This window comes from Microbacterium karelineae, assembly GCF_009745985.1.
Lineage (GTDB): Bacteria > Actinomycetota > Actinomycetes > Actinomycetales > Microbacteriaceae > Microbacterium > Microbacterium karelineae.
On sequence record NZ_WFIX01000190.1, the window covers coordinates 473,453 to 493,278 of the forward strand.

At 72.0% G+C, this 19,826-nt stretch carries 13 protein-coding genes; 10 read left to right on the plus strand and 3 right to left on the minus strand.

Going from position 1 to position 19,826, the window contains the following annotated elements; genetic code table 11:
* Positions 1 to 21: 21 nt before the first annotated feature.
* Complete coding sequence (locus tag GB932_RS15370; RefSeq protein WP_156761551.1) at positions 22 to 312, plus strand: hypothetical protein; 291 nt, start codon at positions 22 to 24, stop codon at positions 310 to 312.
* Positions 313 to 330: 18 nt separating this feature from the next.
* Here GB932_RS15370 and GB932_RS15375 read toward each other — a convergent pair whose 3' ends face one another.
* From GB932_RS15375 to argG, 3 genes are all read right to left on the minus strand, one after another.
* Complete coding sequence (locus tag GB932_RS15375) at positions 331 to 1,458, minus strand: ROK family transcriptional regulator (RefSeq protein WP_156761552.1); 1,128 nt, start codon at positions 1,456 to 1,458, stop codon at positions 331 to 333.
* Positions 1,459 to 1,588: 130 nt separating this feature from the next.
* Positions 1,589 to 1,999, minus strand: coding sequence for a VOC family protein (locus tag GB932_RS15380; protein ID WP_156761553.1), 411 nt, complete (start codon positions 1,997 to 1,999; stop codon positions 1,589 to 1,591).
* A 174-nt stretch (positions 2,000 to 2,173) separates the two neighbouring features.
* Complete coding sequence (gene argG, locus GB932_RS15385) at positions 2,174 to 3,607, minus strand: argininosuccinate synthase (RefSeq protein ID WP_156761554.1); 1,434 nt, start codon at positions 3,605 to 3,607, stop codon at positions 2,174 to 2,176.
* A 121-nt stretch (positions 3,608 to 3,728) separates the two neighbouring features.
* Between argG and GB932_RS15390 the strand changes: the two genes are divergently transcribed.
* The 9 genes from GB932_RS15390 (at position 3,729) to GB932_RS15430 (ending at position 19,785) form a co-directional block, all read left to right on the plus strand.
* Positions 3,729 to 9,914, plus strand: a complete 6,186-nt coding sequence (locus tag GB932_RS15390; RefSeq protein ID WP_156761555.1) for an Ig-like domain-containing protein — start codon at positions 3,729 to 3,731, stop codon at positions 9,912 to 9,914.
* Entirely contained in the window at positions 9,911 to 11,146 is a 1,236-nt protein-coding gene (locus GB932_RS15395) for a DUF58 domain-containing protein (RefSeq protein ID WP_231916245.1), read from the plus strand. Before GB932_RS15390 ends, GB932_RS15395 begins: the two co-directional genes overlap by 4 nt.
* The gene (locus GB932_RS15400) at positions 11,143 to 13,473 is read left to right on the plus strand and encodes a transglutaminase-like domain-containing protein (RefSeq protein ID WP_231916246.1); all 2,331 of its coding nucleotides are present in this window, start codon (positions 11,143 to 11,145) and stop codon (positions 13,471 to 13,473) included. Before GB932_RS15395 ends, GB932_RS15400 begins: the two co-directional genes overlap by 4 nt.
* A complete protein-coding gene (locus GB932_RS15405; RefSeq protein WP_156761557.1) occupies positions 13,470 to 15,107 on the plus strand; it encodes a serine/threonine-protein kinase in 1,638 nt (545 codons plus the stop codon). Before GB932_RS15400 ends, GB932_RS15405 begins: the two co-directional genes overlap by 4 nt.
* 57 nt (positions 15,108 to 15,164) lie before the next feature.
* The gene (locus tag GB932_RS15410) at positions 15,165 to 15,692 is read left to right on the plus strand and encodes a hypothetical protein (RefSeq protein ID WP_156761558.1); all 528 of its coding nucleotides are present in this window, start codon (positions 15,165 to 15,167) and stop codon (positions 15,690 to 15,692) included.
* Between the two features lie 48 nt (positions 15,693 to 15,740).
* Positions 15,741 to 16,715, plus strand: coding sequence for an ABC transporter ATP-binding protein (locus tag GB932_RS15415; RefSeq protein ID WP_156761559.1), 975 nt, complete (start codon positions 15,741 to 15,743; stop codon positions 16,713 to 16,715).
* Positions 16,712 to 17,899: an ABC transporter permease gene (locus GB932_RS15420; RefSeq protein WP_156761560.1), complete on the plus strand. Its 1,188-nt coding sequence runs from the start codon at positions 16,712 to 16,714 to the stop codon at positions 17,897 to 17,899. Before GB932_RS15415 ends, GB932_RS15420 begins: the two co-directional genes overlap by 4 nt.
* A 72-nt stretch (positions 17,900 to 17,971) precedes the next feature.
* Positions 17,972 to 19,258, plus strand: coding sequence for an adenylosuccinate synthase (locus GB932_RS15425; protein WP_156761561.1), 1,287 nt, complete (start codon positions 17,972 to 17,974; stop codon positions 19,256 to 19,258).
* A gap of 80 nt (positions 19,259 to 19,338) precedes the next feature.
* Complete coding sequence (locus GB932_RS15430) at positions 19,339 to 19,785, plus strand: nitroreductase family deazaflavin-dependent oxidoreductase (RefSeq protein ID WP_156761562.1); 447 nt, start codon at positions 19,339 to 19,341, stop codon at positions 19,783 to 19,785.
* Positions 19,786 to 19,826: the final 41 nt, after the last annotated feature.

Genomic DNA, 19,826 nt, shown 5'->3' on the forward strand with positions numbered 1-19,826 from the left:
GCATCGGCCTACGATGTGGTCATGTCGAGCGACGAGGGCAAGAGGGACAAGAAGGGCAAGAAGGACAAGGGCGCCGGGAAGACCAAGAAGGACAAGCGAGACAAGAAGTCCAAGAAGTCCAACAAGTCCAAGAAGTCGAAGAAGGACACACCCAAGAAGACCTGCTGCGTGTCGAAGCCGCGCTGCCGGCGCTGTCCGATCCGCATGCTCGCGGAGGGGCGGCTCGACCCCGCCGACGCGAAGGTGCTCTTCCAGAGGTCGCGCAATCGGAAGCAGGCGAAGAAGGCGCATCTCGACCTGCCTGTCGGCTGACGGCCGGTCGGGGCGCGGTCAGAGGGCGGAGATCGCGAGCGCTCGCACGATGTCGGCCATCCCCCGCAGCACGGCGTCGGCGCCGTGCGCGCCGGGGGTGACCACGCAGGTGCGCCCGGTGACCAGGCTCCGCTCGCGCATGATGACCCGCTGGGCCGCGTCCGCGATGATCCCCGTGTCGAGGCCGGGCGGCCCGTCGAGGATCACCTCGGGCACGTCGAGCATCGCGACGGCAGGCGTGAGGGAGTGGCCGATGAGCTCGCCGACCCGGCCCAGCGCGGCCTCGACCGACGCGGTCGCGCCCGCGGTCCCCGCGCGCTGACCCCCCGGCCGGCGCGCCTCGCGCAGGAGCGCCTGCAGCTCCTCCTCGATCGTCGTGGCGCCGCTCTCGGACGAAGCCGTCCGCACGTGTGCGAACTCGCCGGCCGCGAAGTTCGCGCCCTGCACGATCCGACCGCCGACGAACGCCGCGCCGCCGATCCCCGCGCCGATGCGGACGAGCAGCAGGTCGTCGGTGCGTTCGGGAGCGAGCTCGGATGCGAGCGCCGCGTCGGCGTCGTTGCAGACGCGCGTCGGCGCGGAGAATCTCTCGCCGATCAGGCTCGCGAGGGGTACGCCGCGCCAGCCGAGGGTCGTCGATTCGAGCACGACTCCCGCGTCGTCGACGATCCCGGGCGCGCCGATGCCGATGCCGCCGATCGGGAGGTCGGTCGAGGAGGCGAGCCGGTCGACGAGCTCGATCACGCGCGCGACCGCGTCCTCGCCGCGCGCGTCGCCATCGAGCACGATGTTCGCGAGCTCGGTCCCGTCGAGCGCGAGCGCAGCACCCCGGACGGCTCCGGGTCCGCTCAGGTCGACCGCGATCGTCGCGAAGATGCGCGGGTTGATCCCGAGCAGAGTCGCCGGCTTGCCGGGGCGCCCCGCTGAGGCGCGCGCACCGGACTCCACGATCACGCCCTCGTCGACGAGGCCCCCGACGAGCTCCGAGATCGTGATCCGCGACAGCCCCGTGATGCGGGCGACGTCGGCCCGGCTGACGTCGTGTGTGCGCAGCACCGTCTCGATGACGAGGCTGCGATTGTGCGCCCGCGCGTCGGTCGGCAGCAGCTTCGTCGCGCGCCGCGGCGCGTCATCGCCGTGTCGCATCGCGCGCTCCTGCCCCTCGTCGACGATCCGGGTTTGTCAACAAACTATCCCAAACCGCGATCCGGTCGGAGCGCCCCGCGGGTCGTGCTGCTCGACGAGCGGCAGGGCCCGCCGAGCAGCACGAGCGTTCTCAGGCCTGTTCGCCGCCGCCCTCGATCATCCAGCTCACGCCGAAGCGGTCGGTGAACTGCCCGAAGAACGAGCCCCACGGCGCCGGCGCCCAGGGAATCGTGACGCTTCCGCCGGACGACAGGCCCTCGAAGGCGCCCGCGAGCTCGTCGGCATCGTCGCCGTAGAGGATGACGTCGACGCGCGAACCGCCGTCGGCACCGCCGGCGGTGTCCGCGGCCATGATCGTGGCGCCGCCGGGCACCTCGAGCTGACCGTGCATGACCCAGGTCGGCTCGCCCTCCATGCCGTCCATGGGCATGTCCGCGTAGCGCGTGATGTCGAGCGTGCCGCCGAGCACGCCGTGGTAGAACGTCAGCGCCTCCTCGGCGTCGCCGCTGAAGCCGATGTACGTCGTGATCTTGACCGCCATGATGTCCCCTTCTCGTCCGGCCGGACCGCGTGCCCGGCGCCCGTGAGGATCCTCACGCGCACCCCTGACAAACGAAAGGGGGTTCACGGATTCGTCACCGACGCGTCACGCGACTCCGTGCCGAAACGCGGAAGAGCCCCCGAGCGTGGGCTCGGGGGCGCTTCCGCAGCGGTGTCAGTCGGTGCCGGTGTCGAACGCGGCGCCTTCGCCGGCGATGTCGAGCGCGTCCGCGGCGGCCGCGTCGACGGGATTCGCGCTCTTCGTGATCTGCTTGGCCTCGCCCTGCTCGAGGGCTCCGATGAGGTCGGCCGTCGTGCCGCCGATCATTCCGCGCTGCACGTAGCCCTCGAGGCGGGCGCGGCTGTCGGCGATGTCGAGGTTGCGCATCGTGAGCTGCCCGATGCGGTCTGCGGGGCCGAACGCCGCGTCCTCGACGCGCTCCATCGAGAGCTTCTCGCCCGCGTACGACAGGGCGGGGCCGCTCGTGTCGAGGATCGTGTAGTCCTCGCCGCGGCGCAGGCGGATCGCGACGGTGCCGCTGATCTCGGATCCGACCCACTTCTGGATCGACTCGCGCAGCATGAGCGACTGCGGCTCGAGCCAGCGGCCCTCGTACATGAGGCGGCCGAGGCGGCGGCCCTGCTCGTGATAGGTGGCGAGGGTGTCCTCGTTGAGGATCGCGTTCACGAGGCGCTCGTACGCGATGTAGAGCAGCGCCATGCCGGGCGCCTCGTAGATGCCGCGGCTCTTCGCCTCGATGATGCGGTTCTCGATCTGGTCGCTCATGCCGAGGCCGTGGCGCCCGCCGATCTCGTTCGCCTTCATCACGAGGGCGACGGCGTCGGCGAACTCCTCGCCGTCGATCGCGACCGGGCGCCCCTGGTCGAACGTGACCGTGACGTCCTCGGCGGCGATCTCGACGGACGGATCCCAGAATTTCACGCCCATGATCGGCTCGACGGTCTCGAGCGAGACGTCGAGATCCTCGAGCGTCTTCGCCTCGTGTGTCGCGCCCCAGATGTTCGCGTCGGTCGAGTAGGCCTTCTCGGCCGAGTCTCGGTAGGGGTAGCCGTGCTCGACGAGCCACTCGCTCATGCCCTGTCGGCCGCCGAGCTGGCTGACGAACGTCGCGTCGAGCCAGGGCTTGTAGATCTGCAGGCGCGGGTTCGCGAGCAGGCCGTAGCGGTAGAACCGCTCGATGTCGTTGCCCTTGTAGGTGGAGCCGTCCCCCCAGATGTCGACGCCGTCCTCCTTCATCGCGCGCACGAGCAGCGTGCCCGTGACGGCGCGGCCGATGGGCGTCGTGTTGAAGTAGGTGCGGCCGGCCGAGCGGATGTGCCAGGCGCCGCATGCGAGGGCGGACAGGCCCTCCTCGACCATGAGCGGCTTGCAGTCGACGAGGCGCGACTTCTCGGCGCCGTACTCGAGCGCGCGGCTCGGGATCGAGGCGATGTCGTCCTCGTCGTACTGGCCGAGGTCGCCCGTGTAGGTGAAGGGGACGGCGCCGGCGTCGCGCATCCATGCGACCGCGCACGACGTGTCGAGCCCTCCGGAGAAGGCGATGCCGACGCGCTCGCCGACGGGGAGGTGCTCAAGAACGTTCGACATGCGCCCAATCCTACGGGCGCAGGGGGTCCGCCTTCGAATCCTGTGCATCGCACCCGGAGGAGCGTCGGGGGTCTCTACTAGAATCCGCCAGGAATCTCGAGTGTCGATCGAATGTCCGGGGGTGACGCGCACGATGAACCGGCTGAGGGCGCGCTGGCGCACCCTGACGGGCGGATCCATCGTCGCGATCGCGGCGATCGGCATCACGACGCTCGCCGTCGCGTACGAGGGCGAGCCCACGACCGAGGTCGACCTCAACGACGGATCCGTCTGGATCACGAAGCAGGACCAGCAGTTCGTCGGTCACTTCAACGCGCGGTCCGAGGTGCTCGACGGGCGCTTCGCCGCGGCGACGGCGGACTACGACGTGCTGCAGGACGGCGAGCGCGCGTTCGTGCACGACACGGGCGATGCCACGATCGGCCGGATCGACACGGCGACCGTATCGGCGCCCGAGCGGGCGCAGGTGCCCGACGACGCGTTCGTCGACTATGCGGCGCGCACCGTCGCGATCCTCGACGCCGAGAAGGGCGACCTGTTCGTCGTGCCGGCGGATGGCGTGCCGAGCTTCTCGCTGGCCGAGGCCGAGCCCGTGCTCGAGGATCTCGGCGGCGGCGCCGTGGCCACGGTCGGGCGCGACGGCGCGGTTCATGTGGCGTCTCCCGAGAAGGCGCGCCTCTACACGGTGCCGGTCTCGGCAGAGGGCCAGGCCCTCGACGATGAGCTTCGCGACCGCGAGGTCGCCGTCTCCGGGGAGGCCGACCTCGAGATCACGTCGGTCGGCGAACGGTCCGTCGTGCTCGATCGGACGGAGGGCGCCCTCCTCCTCGACGGGGGCGAGCCCGTCGCCCTCGAGGGCGCGGACGGAGCGCGGCTGGCCGGCGATGCGGCGGAGAGCGACGACGTCGTGGTCGCCACGGCCGAGGCGCTCGTCCGCGTGCCGTTCGACGGATCGGATCCGATCGTCACCCCGACGGGCGGATCCGCGGGCGAGCCGGCCGCGCCCGTGTCTCTCAACGGCTGCGCATACGGCGCGTGGGCGGGATCTGGGCGCTTCGTGCGCGACTGCCTCGACGACGCCCACGATCGCGCGGAGGCGATCAGCGAGTATCGGGCGGGCGGGGAGCTGCGGTTCCGGGTCAATCGCGACGTCGTGATCCTCAACGACGTCACCAGCGGCGCCGCGTGGTTCGCGAGCGACGTCATGCAGAAGGTCGACAACTGGGATGATCTGACGCCGCCCGAGGGCGACGGCGAGGAGAACCCGGATCCGACGACCGTGCAGGTGCCGGATCCGTCGCCGCCCGACCGCGGCGAGGACAACACGCCCCCGATCGCGAACGACGACGCGTTCGGCGTCCGCGCCGGGTCGTCCGCGATCCTGCCGGTGCTCGACAACGACAGCGATCCCGACGGTGACGTGCTCGTGGTCGACCTGCCGGGCGGGGCGCCCGACGGCGTCGATGTGCAGCCGATCCACAACTCGTCCTCGCTGCAGATCACGGTGCCCGAGGGCGTGACGGGCGTCGAGAGCTTCCGGTACCGCGTCGACGATGGGCGCGAGGGCGGCACAGACGAGGCGCGGGTGTCGATCGCGGTCGTGCCCGAGGACGAGAACGCGCCGCCCGAGCAGCGGCGCGAGCAGTTCGCGCTGCAGGTCGAGACGGGCGGCGCGCTCACCTACAACGTGCTCCCCGACTGGATCGACCCGGACGGCGACAGCCTGTTCCTCGAGTCGGTCACGGCCCTCGAGGGCGACGAGGTCGAGTTCACGGCGGACGGCCGCATCACGTATCGCGCGCTGTCGGGATCCCAGGGCATGATCGATGTGCCGATCACGGTGTCGGACGGCCGAGGCGCCTCGATGACCGGCGAGCTGACCCTCGACGTGCGCGCCGCAGGCACGGCGCCCCCCGTGACGATGGCCGATCATCTCGTCGTGAACGCCGGGCAGCAGGGCGTCGTGGCACCGCTTGCGAACGACCTCAGCCCGAACGACGAGCGCCTCGTGCTCGCACAGGTCAACGAGGTGGAGGACGCGCGGATCGTGCCCGACTTCACGGCGGGCACCTTCCGATTCACCTCGGGGAAGCCAGGCGTCTACTACGTCGAGTACCTCGCCTCGCTGGCGGGGATGACGCCCGTTCCCGGGCTCGTGCGCGTCGACGTGGTCGAGCCCGAGGACGCGGTGGAACCGCCCGTGGCGGTGCGCGACGTCGCCATGCTCCCCGAGGGCGGCGACACGCTCGTGAACGTGCTCGCGAACGACTTCGACCCGGCGGGCGGCGTGCTCGTCGTGCAGTCGGTCGACGTTCCCGACGACAGCGGCCTCAGCGTGTCGGTCATGGGGCACGAGACGCTGCGGGTCGCCGACGGCGGCATGGCGGCCGAGGGCGGACAGGTCACGGTCCGCTACACGATGTCGAACGGCATCGCGGATCCGGTGGAGGGCGAGGCGGTCATCATGGCGATGGCGGCGCCCGGCAAGCTGCGCCCGCCGATCGCCAACGAGGATGCCGCCGTCGTCCGGGCGGGCGACATCGTCACGATCCCCGTTCTCGACAACGACCACCACCCGAACGACGACGAGTTCCACGTCGATCCCGAGCTCGTCGAGGCACCTGATCCGTCCGAGGGCGAGGCGTTCGTGTCGCAGGACACCCTGCGCTTCCGCGCGGGGACCGAACCGGGAACGGTGCACGCGACGTACGCCGCCGTCGACTCGACGGGGCAGCGCGCCGCGGCCCAGGTCGAGATCCAGGTCACCGCCCCCGATGCCGAGAACAACAACGCGCCCTATCCGCGCGACATCGAGGCGCGCACCCTCACGGGACGGTCCGTGACGATCCCGATCCCCCTCGACGGCCTCGACCCCGACGGCGACTCCGTCGAGGTGATCGGGCTCGCCTCGGCGCCCGAGAAGGGGCGCATCGTCGAGTTCGGCGCCGACTCGGTCGAGTACGAGGCACTCCGCCATGCGAGCGGTGTCGACAGCTTCACGTACCGGGTGCGCGACGCGCTCGGGGCGGAGGCGGTCGCGACCGTCCGGGTCGGCATCGCGCCGCCCTCGGCCGAGAACCAGGCGCCGTACGCCGTGCGCGACAGCCTCGCCATGCGGCCGGATCGCATCGTCGCGGCACCCGTGCTGACGAATGACTCCGACCCCGACGGCGACCGCATCGGCCTCGTACCGGGCGCGGACGGCCTCGTGCTCGCCGACGATGCCGAGATCGACGCGGAGATCGTCGGCAATCGCGTGACGGTGACGGCGCCCGATCACGAGCTCGAGACCTCGTTCCAGTACGCGATCGAGGACGAGCGCGGCGCCAGATCCCACGGCGTCGTGCAGGTCACGGTCGACGAGAACGTCCCGCTCGCGGTGCCGGTGGCCCGCGACGACCGCGTCCTCGCCGAGGACATCGACCCCGAGACGCAGACGGTCGACGTCCCGATCCTCGACAACGACGAGGATCCCGACGGCACGGTCGAGTCGCTCGACGTGGAGCTCGTCGGCGACGACGATGCGCGGCTCCTCCCCGACGGATCCGCGCGCATCTCCACCCATGAGCAACGGCGCCTCGTCGAGTACACGATCACCGACGAGGACGGCCAGCTCTCGCGCGCGTTCATCCACGTGCCCGGCCAGGAGGATCGCCGCCCCACGCTCATCTCGAATGACCCCGTCGTCGTGAAGAGCGGCGAGACGATCGAGCTGCCGCTCGCGGAGCACGTCGAGGTCGCGAGCCAGAAGGAGCTGCGCCTCACGTCCGCCGAGAAGGTCCGCGCGGCGCACGCGAGCGGATCCCTGATCGTCGACGAGCACACCCTCACGTACACGTCGTGCGATCGCTGCTTCGGCCCGGATGCCATCACCTTCGAGGTGACCGACGGTGCGGGGGCGGACGACCCGAACGGACGCGTCGCGACCCTGTCGATCCCCATCACGGTCACGCCGCCCGACAACGAGGCGCCCGAGATGGTCGGCGCGTCGATGCGCGTCGGCGCGGGTGACGCCGAGCCGGGGACGGTCGACCTGGCGGGGCTCGCGAGCGACATCGACGAGGATCCGCTCACCTTCTCGATCGGCGATGTGCCGGGGGCCCTCCGCGCCGAGATCATCGACCGCACGACTCTCGCGGTCACGGCGGACGCCGACCGCAAGGGCGAGACGTTCACGATCCCCGTGACGGTCGACGACGGCGAGGACAACCCGAACCAGCCCGACCCCGTGACGGCCGACATCGAGGTCACCGTGACGGCGTCGACGCGCCCGATGCCCGCGGCGAGCGACGACACGGTCGGCGACTGGGATCAGGGCGAGAGCCTCACCGTCGACGTGCTCGACAACGACGTCAATCCGTTCGCGGACGAGGGAGAGCCGCTCACGGTCGTCAGCGTGAACCCCGTGATCGGATCCGCCGACGAGCTGTCGTTCACCGACGACTCGGTCACGGTGACCCCCGGCGCCGACTACAGCGGCCGACTCGTCCTGCGCTATGTGGTCCAGGACGCCACGGGCGACCCGGATCGCGTGTCCGAGGCGCGCGTGCGGGTGAACGTGCAGGGGGTTCCCGATGCCCCCAGCAAGCCGCGCGTGACGAACGTGCAGAGCCGGCAGGTCACCCTCACGTGGCGCCCGCCTGCGGACAACGGCGCGACGATCGAGCAGTACCGCGTCGAGGCGGCCTCCGCTTCCGACGGGTCGACCTTCTCGCAGACCTGCGGCGAGACGACGTGCACCCTGACGGGGCTGACGAACAACGTCACGTACACCTTCGTCGTGACGGCGATCAACGCGGTGGGCGATTCGGAGCCGTCTCCCGTGAGCACCGAGGCGCGTCCCGATGTCCGCCCCGACCAGCCGGATCCGCCGCGCGTGCCGTCCTTCGGGGACGGCGAGCTCACGGCGACGTGGGAGGAGCCGCACACCGACGGCTCGCCCATCTCGCGCTATGACCTCGAGATCAGCCCGACGCCGCCGAACGGCGTCGCCCGGGTCGAGCTGCCCGCCGGCACGACCGAGCACACCTGGGGCGGACTCGTCAACGGCACCTCGTATTCGTTCCGCGTGCGCGCGCACAACGACGCGCCCGATCCGTCGGACTGGAGCGCCACGAGCCCCGGCAAGGTGCCTGCGCGCGCCCCGGACGCTCCGGGCGCACCGACGGCGAGCCGGCAGGGCGACATCGGGCGGACCCCGGGCGACATCCTCGTCGAATGGAGCGCGGTCACGGGTACGGCCGCCGGCGGCGATGCCGTCGACGTGTACGAGGTGCAGGCGTACGAGGGTGGATCCCCGCACGGCGAGCCGAAGCGCGTCTCGGCGACCTCGGCGGCGTTCGCGCTGCCGCCGAGCGAGTCGGCCTACACCTTCCAGGTGCGCGCGAAGAACAAGGCCGGGTGGGGCGGCTGGAGCGAAGCGAGCGCGCCGCTGCGCCAGTTCACGTCTCCGACGCGGCCCGGTACGCCGACCGCCGAGCCGGGCGATCGCTCGATCTCCGCGACGTGGAAGGCCTCGGCGGCCGACGGCGCCGACGAGATCCGCTACGAATACCGCATCAACGGCGGGGCGTGGACAGGCGTCGGCACGGCCACGAGCATGTCGCAGGGCGGCCTGTCGAACGGGAGCGAGTATCGCGTCGAGGTGCGCGCGTTCGCGATCGCCGATGGGCAGCGCTCCGAGCCGAGCGCCGTGAGCGAGCCGTCGAACGCCGCCGTTCCCTACGGCACCCCGCCCGCCCCGTCCGTGACGGCGACGGCCCGCGGCACCGACATCACCTACACATGGGACCCGCCCACAAGCGACAACGGGCGCCCGTTGGACGCGATGAACATCCGCATCGACGGCGGCGCCTGGGAGGAGGTCGCGCTCAGCGGATCCCGCACGGTCGCCTACGACTACGAGCAGCGCGGGATGATCGAGGCGCGGGTGCACACGGCCGGAGGGTGGAGCGGCATCGCGAGCGACAGCGCGACGACCGCGGACAAGCCCAAGCCGCCGCCTCCGCCCGAGCCGAGTGCGTCCGTCTCGAAGGGCGGGAGCGCGGCGAACTCGTCGGGATGCGCCAGCGGCGACTGCCAGTACCTGCGGCTCAACTACGGCGACTTCCCCTCCGGGAAGTACACCGTGACGTGCCAGACCGACCGGGGCGGCGGATGGCACGACTTCGGCGGCAGCTGGAGCGGCAGGCTCAAGGGCACCGGGCGCACCGACATGAACTGCTTCTTCGGCTACGACGGCGACCGGGTGCGCCTCGTCGTCAAGGGGCCGTACAGCACCACGACAGCGGCCTACACATGGAGATGACGACGCCGCAGACCGAGGTCGCCACGTGGCGCGAGGTCGCCCTCTATCTCGTCGAGCGCGTCGGCGCGGCCGGGCGCCGCGCGGCGGCCGTCGTGCGCCCCGTCGGCTGGATCCTCACGGCGTCCGCGGTCGTCCTGTGGATCCTCGGCGCCGCGATGGGCTGGTGGGAGGTCATCGTGGCCGCCGCCGTCATCACGGCGACGATCGGGGTGTGCCTCCTGTTCCTCATCGGCCGCACGGCGTACGACGTGACGCTCGACCTGACGCGCACGCGCGTCGTCGTCGGCGAGCGCGCCGTCGGGGCGTTCACGGTCGCGAACCCCGGCGAGCGCGCGCTGCTGCCCTCCCGGGTCGTCCTCCCGGTCGGCTCCGCGCGCGGCACGTTCTCGGTCGGTCGCCTCGCCCCCGGCGAGCAGAACGAGGAGCTCTTCGCGATCCCGACGACCCGGCGCACGATCCTCTCGGTCGGCCCCGTCAGCATCGTCCGCGGCGATCCGCTCGGCCTGTTCGAGCGGAACACGAGCCGCGACGAGCCCGTCGACCTGTTCGTGCATCCGAAGACCGTGGGCTTCGCGGGCGAGTCGCTGGGGTTCGTCCGCGACCTCGAGGGCATGGTGTCGCGCGACCTCACGCGCGACGACATCGCGTTCCACGCCCTGAGCGAGTACCAGCCGGGTGACGACCTGCGCCACGTGCACTGGCGGTCGACGGCGCGCACCGGCACGCTCATGGTGCGCACCTACGAGCAGACGAGACGCTCGCACTTCGTCATCGGCCTGAGCACGAACCGTGCCGAGTACGGCGATGAGGACGAGTTCGAGCTCGGGGTCTCGATCGCCGGCTCCCTCGGGCTGCGCGCGCTGCGCGACGCATCCCACGTCGACGTGATGATCCCGCAGCGCACCCTCAACGCGCGCACCCCGCGGATCCTGCTCGACTCGCTGTCCGGCATCGGCCAGACGGCACCGCGCTCGGGGGGAACGGCCGAGCTGTCGGCGCAGGTCGGCCAGGCGGCGCCGGCCGCGAGCGTCGTCGTCCTCGTCTCGGGCCGCCGCGTCGACCCCGCGAACCTGCGGGGCGCCCTGTCGCGGCTGCCGCTGGGGGCACGCGTGCTGGCGATCGTCGCGAGCAGCGGCGAGGAGACGGCGCGTCGGCGCGTCGGCGACGCCGACGTCCTCACGATCGGCTCGCTGGATGCCGTGCCCTCGGCGATCGGGAGGGTGCTGACGTGACGTCGACCGGCGAGAGGACGGCGCCCCCGCGCGAGGTCGTCGACGTCGCCGCCGTGGCGCTGCTCCTGGCCGTGCCCGCGATCGGGTTCGTGCCGACCTTCGCGGGGATGCTCGTGCTCGCCAGCGGCCTCGCGGCGGTCGCGATCGGACTCGGCATCGCGTGCCTCGCCGCGCGCAGCGGCTGGGGCGTGCTGCCGGTCGCCGCGGCCGTCTGCGTCGCCTACTTCGTGCTCGGGGGGCCGCTCGCGGTGCCGGCCACGACGATCGCGGGCGTCGTCCCCACGCTCGACACCGTGCGTGAGCTCGCGACGGGGGTCGTGACCTCGTGGAAGACGCTGCTCACGACGGTGCCTCCCGTCTCCCCGCAGGACGGACACCTGATCGTCCCCTTCCTGCTCCTGCTCGTCTCGTCCGTCGTGACGGGCACGCTCGCGCTGCGGCTGGCCTCGCCTGCGTGGGCGATCGGGGCCGCGGCCGCGACCCTCGCAGGGCAGATCGCGCTCGGCACCTCGCAGCCCGCGGCGCCCGTCGTGCAGGGCGTCCTGTGGAGCCTCGTCTCGATCGTGTGGCTCGTCGTCCGGCACGAGTGGCGCCGGGGCGACGAGATCGTCGCGACGACGGCCGACGGGGAACCCCGATCCGGTCGCGGACACGCGACCCGCCGTGCCCTCGTCGGCGCGGGCGTGCTCGCGCTCGCCGCGGTGATCGGGGGCGGCGCGATCCTTCTCGCGCCGGCAGGGGGGATCCGCTACGTCGTCCGCGACGTCATCATCCCGCCGTTCGACGTCCGCGAGTTCGCGAGCCCGCTGCAGGACTTCCGGATCTACGTCGACGCCTACGACGACGTCGACCTGTTCACGGTGTCGGGCCTTCCCGCCGGCGCCCGGGTGCGTCTCGCGGCGATGGACGCGTTCTCGGGGGCCGTGTACGACGTCACCGAGTCGACGAGCGCTTTCCTCCCCCTGCGGACGGGCATGTCCGACGCGGCCCCCGACGCCCCGCGCAGCGATGTCCGCATCGAGATCGGCGCCTACGACGACGTCTGGCTCCCGACCGTGGGCGAGGCCGACGCCATCGCGTTCGACGGCGACGGCGCGGACGAGCTGCGGCGCGCGACCTTCTACAACGCGTCGACAGGCACGGCCGTCGTCCGCACGGGGCTGCACGAGGGCGATGCGTACACCGTCCGCGCGGTCGTGCCGGGCGGGCCCGACGAGGCGGTCCTCGTCGAAGACGAGTTCGCGGACGTGGACGTCCCCGAACCGACGTCGGTCCCTGCGGGCGCGGGCGAGCTCGCGGCCGATGCGATCGCCGCCGCCGGTGCGCAGACCCCGTATGAGCGGGTCGAGGCGATCACGACCTTCCTCGCGGAATCCGGCTACTTCAGCCACGGGCTCGACGAAGAGCAGTTCTCGCCCTCCGGACACGGCTCGGCGCGGCTCAGCACGATGGTCGACGCCGACGAGATGGTCGGCGACGACGAGCAGTACGCGACGCTCATGGCCCTCATGGCATACGAGTCGGGGATCCCCGCCCGCGTCGTGATGGGGTTCCACGATGCGGACGACGACGGCGAGCTGGTGGCGAACGGCAGCACCCTTCACGCCTGGGTGGAGGTCGCCTTCGCCGAGTCGGGGTGGGTGGCCTTCGATCCGACGCCGGACGAGGACAACGAGCCGAAGGACCAGAGCACGAAGCCGAAGGCGGATCCGCAGCCCATGCCGCTGCAGCCGCCCCCGCCGCCGAAGGAGTCGGCCGACGAGCCGCCCCTCGTGCCGGACGACCGGCAGGTCGAGGAGGACGACGAGCCGGAGTCGACGAGCTATCTCGTCTATGTCGTCGCGGGCGGCATCTCGCTCGGCACGATCCTGCTGCTCCTGTCGCCGTTCCTCATCATCGGTGCGTTCAAGGCCACCCGGCGGCGGCGTCGGCGGGCGGCGGAGGCCGCAGCCGACCGCATCAGCGGCGGATGGGACGAGCTCGCCGACCGAGCCGTCGACTTCGGGCACGGCGTCGCGGCGGGCACCACCCGCAGCGAGCAGTCGTGGGCCCTGGCGGGCGCGCTCGAGGACGGGCGCGTGGGGGCGCTCGCGACGCGTGCGGATGCCGGAGTCTTCGCGCCGGGGGATCCGGCGCCGGAGGAGGTCGACGGATACTGGGACGACGTCGACGGCGTCGTCGCGGACCTGCGGCGCCGCTCGTCGTTCTGGCGGCGGATGCGCGCGCGCCTCAGCCTGGCGTCATTCCGTCGGAACCGCACCGGATCCCGGGTGCGCGCGTTCCGAGAGGCCGTCGCCGTGCGACGGGAACGGAGCCGGATCCGATGAGCGCCCGCCGTGCACCCGCCGCGCCGCCGTCCCTGCCCGGCTTCTCGTATGTGAAGCCGCTCGGCTCGGGCGGGTTCGCCGATGTGTTCCTCTACGAGCAGCACCTGCCGCGTCGTCGCGTCGCCGTGAAGGTGCTGCTGCCGGACGTCGCGGCGGCGTCGACGGCGCAGTTCACGTCCGAGGCGAACACGATGGCGATGCTGTCGTCGCATCCGGCGATCGTCACGATCTTCGAGGCGGGCGTGTCGGCGGACGGACGGCCGTATCTCGTCATGGAGTACTGCCCGGGGCCGAACCTCCAGGTGCGCTATCGACGCGAGCCGTTCGGGCTCGCCGAGGCGCTGCGGGCCGGGGTCGCCGTCGTGGCCGCCGTCGAGACGGCGCATCGCGCCGGCGTCGTGCACCGAGACATCAAGCCCGCGAACATCCTGGTCACGGCGTACAACCGGCCGGCCCTGACCGACTTCGGGATCGCGTCGACGAACGTCGCCGAGAGCGAGGCGGTCGGGCTGTCGGTGCCCTGGTCGCCGCCCGAGGCGCTCGCCGAGGCCCCCACGAGCGGAGTGCGCGCCGACGTCTACCAGCTCGGCGCGACGATCTACACGCTGCTCGCGGGGCGCTCGCCGTTCGAGATCCCCGGCGAGAGCAACCAGACGACCGCGCTGATCGATCGCATCGAGCGCACGCCGCTTCCCTCCCTCGGCCGAGCCGATGTCCCCGAGGCGCTGTTCGCGGTCCTCGCGCGCGCGATGGCGAAGGATCCCGCCCACCGGTTCGCGACGGCCCTCGAGCTCGGCCGCGCGCTGCAGGAGGTCGAGATCTCGCTCGGCTTCGCGCCGACGATGATCGACATCCTCGACGACCATCCCGCGGCGGCGCTCGACGACGTCGACGACGAGCTCACGCGCGTGCGGGGGATCGTGACGATCGCGCCCGACGAGGACACCCGCGCGCGCCCGACGGGCCCGCCCGCGCAGGGCGCCACCGAGATCGCGCCCGCGACGATCGACCGCGTGCCGGGGGCGCCGGCCGACGACGCGACGGTGATCCGCTCGCCTCGAGCCGGCTCGTCCGTCGCGGACGAGACCGTGCTCCGCCCCCGGCACGCGCCGCCCCCGGGCGACGACACGGTTCTGCGCGATCGGGGCGCCGTGCCCGCGGGCCCTCCCGCGCCGCAGGTGCCTCCCGCGGCGGCGGGGGAGGCCGCATCGCCGCCGACGAAGCGCCGCTGGCCGCTCGTCGTCGCGGCGTCGATCGTCGCGATCGCCGTCGTGGGCGTCGTCGGCTCGTTCCTCGCCCAGCTGGCGTTCCCCGAGGACGATCCGCAGCCGGAGACGAGCTCGGCGGCGCCGCAGGATCCGCTCGGGACGACGATCCCGCAGATCGTCGACGGCTCGGGGGTCCTCGTGGCGGACGAGGCGCAGTTCTCGTGGGGCAACCCGGATCCGCAGGGCGGCGACTACTACCTGTGGCGCGAGAAGGAGATCGACGGCGTGGGCGAGAGCCGGCGCGTCGACGACGCGGCCGTCGACGTTCCGCGCGACGGCGCCGACCGGGTGTGCATCGAGGTGTTCCTCGCGCGGGCCGACGGCCGCGTCGCCGACGAGCCGGTGACGATCTGCGCGCCGGAGTGAGGCGCGGCGTCAGGCGCCGAGAGTAGTCTGGGCGCGGATTCGTTCGAAGGGGGCAGCATGGTCAAGCGGAAGCGCGGAGGCGTCGTCCTGGGCGTGCTCGGCGCCGTGCTGATCCTGGGCGGCGGCGCGCTCCTCGCGGGCGTCGCGCTGGCGCCCGAGCAGGTCGAGAAGGGCTACGGCGATATCAAGGTCGCGATCGGCTCGTCCGTCGACAAGGTGCAGGAAGAGGTCTTCGAGGAGCTGCCGACCGTGACGGTCGGCGTCGAGGGCGGCATCCCCGAGCTCGACCTCTGCGACGGCACCTTCACGATCATGACCTCCTACGAGCGCGACGGCGTGCCGGAGACGGCCGCCGCGCACAACAACTGCGGCGGCGACGTCCTGCTCCCGTGGGAGGAGGGCCAGCGGATCCGCATCGACGGGCGCGATGAGGTCTACGAGGTCGTCGACATCCGCTACACGTCGAAGATCTGGAGCAGCACCGACGACCTCGTCGGCCTGCAGGGCGAGATCGCGCTGCAGAGCTGCTTCTACGGCGAGGACCGCATGAAGTTCGTCGGGCTGGAGCCGGTCGACGACGCCTGACGCGCCGTGCCGACCTCGCGTGTCGGGGATCCCCGATAGCGTGCAGTCATGAGCACTTCGTCGCCCCTCGCGGATCCCGCGCCCGAGCCGTCGCACGCCGGCATCTCCGTGCGGGGCGTGGCTCGCTCGTTCGGCAGCGTGCACGCCGTGCGCGACGTGACCTTCGACGCGCGGCCGGGGCGGATCACGGGCCTCGTCGGGCCGAACGGCGCGGGCAAGACGACGCTGTTCCTCATGCTCGCCTCGCTCCTCGCGCCCGACCGCGGCGAGATCCGCATCGGCGGTGTCGATCCGTCGACCGACGCGGCCGCCGTGCGCGAGCGGATCGGGTGGATGCCCGACGCGCTCGGCGCATGGGAGGCGCTCACGGCGCGCGAGACCCTCACGGTCGCCGGCCGGCTGTACGGGGCGCCGAAGACGCAGGCCGCGACCCGTGCCGACGAGCTGCTGGCAGAGGTGGGGCTGCGAGAACTCGCCGCGGCGCCTGCGCGCGTGCTGTCGCGCGGGCAGAAGCAGCTGCTCGGGCTGGCCCGCGCTCTCGTGCATCGCCCGCCCGTGCTGCTGCTCGACGAACCGGCTTCTGGCCTCGACCCGGCCGCGCGGATCGCGCTGCGCCGCCACCTGCGGGCGCTCGCCGACGGCGGTGCCGCGATCCTCGTCTCGAGCCACGTGCTCGCCGAACTCGAGGAGATGGTCGACGACGCCGTGTTCATGTCCGAGGGTGCGACCGTCGCCCAGCGTCGCGACGGCGCGCGGCGAGGGCTCCTGCGCGATTGGCGCCTGCGCGTCGCGGGAACACGGGAATCCGGCCCCGGGCCGTGGCTCGAGGCCGTGCGGCACACCCTGCCGGACGCGAACGCGCGCGTCGACCGGCGCGGCCTCCTCCTCGGCTTCTCCGACGAGGTCAGCGCGGCGCAGGGGCTCGGCGCGCTCATCGCCGCCGGCATCCTCGTCGCCGAGTTCGCGCCGGCGTCCGGCGACCTCGAGAGCGCATTCCTCCAGCTGAAGGGCGACGAGCGATGAACCCCACCCGCATCGGCGTCCTCGTCGGCCTCGACCTGCGCCAGCGCGCCCGGCGGCCCGGCTTCTACGTGCTGCTCGGCGTGTTCTTCGTCGTCGTCAGCGGCATCACGTGGCTCGGATCTCTCGTGTTCTCCGGCTCGGCGTCGGTCGCCTCGGGCATGATCTCCGTCGCCATCTACGGAGTCCTGCTCATGGCGGTGCTCGTCACGCCGACCTTCACGGGCAACGCCATCAACGGCGACCGCGACAGCGCGACCCTCGCGCCCGTGCAGGTCACGCTCGCGACCACGGCCGAGATCCTCGTCGCGAAGCTGCTCGCAGGCTGGGCGACGGGCCTCGTCTACCTCGTCGTCGCGATCCCCGCGCTCATGTTCGCGCTCATCCGCGGAGAGATCGAGCCGCCCCAGGGGTGGATGGGGGCGAGCGCGGCCGAGCCCGCGCATCCCGCGACCCTCCTCGTGGCCGTGCTCGTGCTGGCCATCGAGATCGGCGTCATCGCGGCGATCGGCGTCGGGCTCAGCGCGATCATCGCGCGGCCGCTCTTCTCCGTCGCGGCGACGTATCTCGTCGTGATGCTGCTCGTGCTCGGCACCGTCATCGCCTTCGGGCTCGGCACCTTCGCGGTGCGCTCGTCGACGGCCACCCTCACCGAGAGCCCCGAGATGCTCTATGTCCCGGGGCAGGGCACCAGCCCGCTTCCCGCCTGCGATGAGGGCGATGAGCCGTGCATCGAGCCGCGCCCCGACATCAGCGCGCAGTGCGTCGAGGTGCGCGGCGCGGGCGAGGCGCCGCGGTACGACCGCGTCTGGTGGATCCTCGCGGCGAACCCGTTCGTCGTGCTCGCCGACGCGACGCCGACCGCCTACGACACGAGCGGGAACCCCGTCGACCTGTTCGGCCAGCTCAAGTACGGTGTGCGCGGCGCGCAGCACCCGCCCGAGCTGGTGAGCGACGACTGGACGGACCCGTGTGACGGCGAGCCGTATGTCGAGGGCGAGTTCCACGGAGGCGAGGCCCTGCAGAGCGACTACGAGACGCCCCGCGAGACGATCGAGCGCAGCCTGCCGAGCTGGTTCGTCGGCCTCGGGATCCAGGTGCTCCTCGCGGCAGGGCTCATGCTGTGGGGCGCATCCCGCATGCACACCCCGGCGCGGCGCACGCCGCCCGGGAGCCGCATCGCGTAGGCCGCGCGCGGGCCGCGCGCGCCCCGCCGATAGGATGGGGTGTCCAGCACCCGAATCTCAGGGGGATGACCCATGCCAGGAATCGTGATCGTCGGCGTCCAGTGGGGCGACGAGGGCAAGGGCAAGGCGACGGATCTGCTCGGTGAGCGCACCGAGTGGGTCGTCAAGTTCAACGGCGGCAACAACGCCGGTCACACGGTCGTGATCGGCGACGAGAAGTACGCCCTGCACCTGCTGCCCTCGGGGATCCTCTCCCCGGGCGTGACGCCGGTCATCGGCAACGGCGTCGTCGTCGACCTCGCGGTGCTGTTCGAAGAGCTCGAGGCGCTGGAGGCGCGCGGCGTCGACACATCGAAGCTCAAGCTGTCGTCGAGCGCGCACATCATCACGCACGCCCACCGCACCCTCGACAAGGTGCAGGAGCGCTTCCTCGGAAAGCGCCAGATCGGCACGACGGGCCGCGGCATCGGCCCGACCTACGCCGACAAGATCAGCCGCGTGGGCATCCGCGTCCAGGACCTCTTCGACGAGTCGATCCTCCGGCAGAAGGTCGAGGGGGCGCTCGAACAGAAGAACCACCTGCTCGTGAAGGTGTTCAACAGGCGTGACATCACGGTCGACGAGATCGTCGACGACCTGCTGTCCTACGCCGAGCGGGTGCGACCCATGGTGTGCGACACGGGCCTGCTCCTCGACGAGGCCCTGAAGCGGGGCGACGTCGTCGTCTTCGAGGGCGGTCAGGCCACGATGCTCGACATCGATCACGGGACCTACCCGTTCGTCACGTCGTCGACGGCGACGGCCGCGGGCGCGGCGAGCGGATCCGGCGTCGGCCCGAACCGCCTCGATCGGATCGTCGGCATCGTCAAGGCGTACACGACGCGCGTCGGCGCGGGCCCGTTCCCGACCGAGCTGTTCGACGAGAACGGCGAGTGGCTCGCGAAGCAGGGGCACGAGTTCGGCACGACGACGGGGCGCGCACGCCGCGTCGGCTGGTACGACGCCCCGATCACCCGCTACGCGACCCGCATCAACGGCATCACCGACCTCGTGCTGACGAAGCTCGACGTCCTCACGGGGCTCGAGGAGATCCCCGTGTGCGTCGCCTACGACGTGAACGGCGAGCGTTTCGACGAGGTCCCCGTCAACCAGAGCGACTTCCACCACGCGACGCCGATCCTCGAGAACTTCCCCGGCTGGAGCGAGGACATCACGGGTGCGCGCACGTTCGACGAGCTGCCGCAGAACGCCCGGGACTACGTGCTGGCGCTCGAGGAGATCAGCGGCACGCGCATCTCGGTCATCGGCGTCGGCCCCGGCCGCGACCAGGTGATCGTCCGCCACGACCTCATCGACTGACGCGAGGTGGTTCGCGGGTGCGGGGCGGTCGTCATGCCACCCCAGAACGACCATTTCGCACCGCTGGGGGGCGGGGAGCAATGACCGACTGGCTGATCGCTCGGATCCTCGGCACACCGTGGCTCATGCGGGTGCCTATCCCGCTGTATCGCGCAGGTTTCGGATGGCTGCTGGGGCGGCGTCTCGTCATGATCGAGCACGTCGGCCGGAAGTCCGGCGAGCCGCGATTCGTCGTCGTCGAGGTCGTCGAGCGCACCGGTCAGGCGCTCCGCGTCGCGTCGGGCTTCGGCGCGAAGTCGCAGTGGTACCGGAATCTCCGCGCGAACGGCGTCGCCTTCCTCAGCACCGGCGGGGTCCGCCGCGAGCGGGTCGCGGTGCGGCTCCTCGACGACGAGGAGTCCGGCATCGTCCTCGGCCGCTACGCCACCGCGCACCCGGCGGCGTGGGGCCGGCTCAAGGGCGCGATGGACGTGGCGCAGGGCGGCGAGGCGCGGATCCTCGTGGTGGAGTTCACACCGGCCGACTGACGTGCGCGATCCGCCCTCCGGTGGAGCCCGCCGAACCCAAA

Coding starts and splice junctions, on each gene's coding strand:
- GB932_RS15410 (WP_156761558.1), top strand. CDS start 15,165: ATGGTCAAGCGGAAGCGCGGAGGCGTCGTCCTGGGCGTGCTCGGCGCC.
- GB932_RS15415 (WP_156761559.1), top strand. CDS start 15,741: ATGAGCACTTCGTCGCCCCTCGCGGATCCCGCGCCCGAGCCGTCGCAC.
- GB932_RS15375 (WP_156761552.1), bottom strand. CDS start 1,458: ATGCGACACGGCGATGACGCGCCGCGGCGCGCGACGAAGCTGCTGCCG.
- GB932_RS15370 (WP_156761551.1), top strand. CDS start 22: ATGTCGAGCGACGAGGGCAAGAGGGACAAGAAGGGCAAGAAGGACAAG.
- GB932_RS15405 (WP_156761557.1), top strand. CDS start 13,470: ATGAGCGCCCGCCGTGCACCCGCCGCGCCGCCGTCCCTGCCCGGCTTC.
- GB932_RS15420 (WP_156761560.1), top strand. CDS start 16,712: ATGAACCCCACCCGCATCGGCGTCCTCGTCGGCCTCGACCTGCGCCAG.
- GB932_RS15380 (WP_156761553.1), bottom strand. CDS start 1,999: ATGGCGGTCAAGATCACGACGTACATCGGCTTCAGCGGCGACGCCGAG.
- argG (WP_156761554.1), bottom strand. CDS start 3,607: ATGTCGAACGTTCTTGAGCACCTCCCCGTCGGCGAGCGCGTCGGCATC.
- GB932_RS15395 (WP_231916245.1), top strand. CDS start 9,911: ATGACGACGCCGCAGACCGAGGTCGCCACGTGGCGCGAGGTCGCCCTC.
- GB932_RS15430 (WP_156761562.1), top strand. CDS start 19,339: ATGACCGACTGGCTGATCGCTCGGATCCTCGGCACACCGTGGCTCATG.
- GB932_RS15425 (WP_156761561.1), top strand. CDS start 17,972: ATGCCAGGAATCGTGATCGTCGGCGTCCAGTGGGGCGACGAGGGCAAG.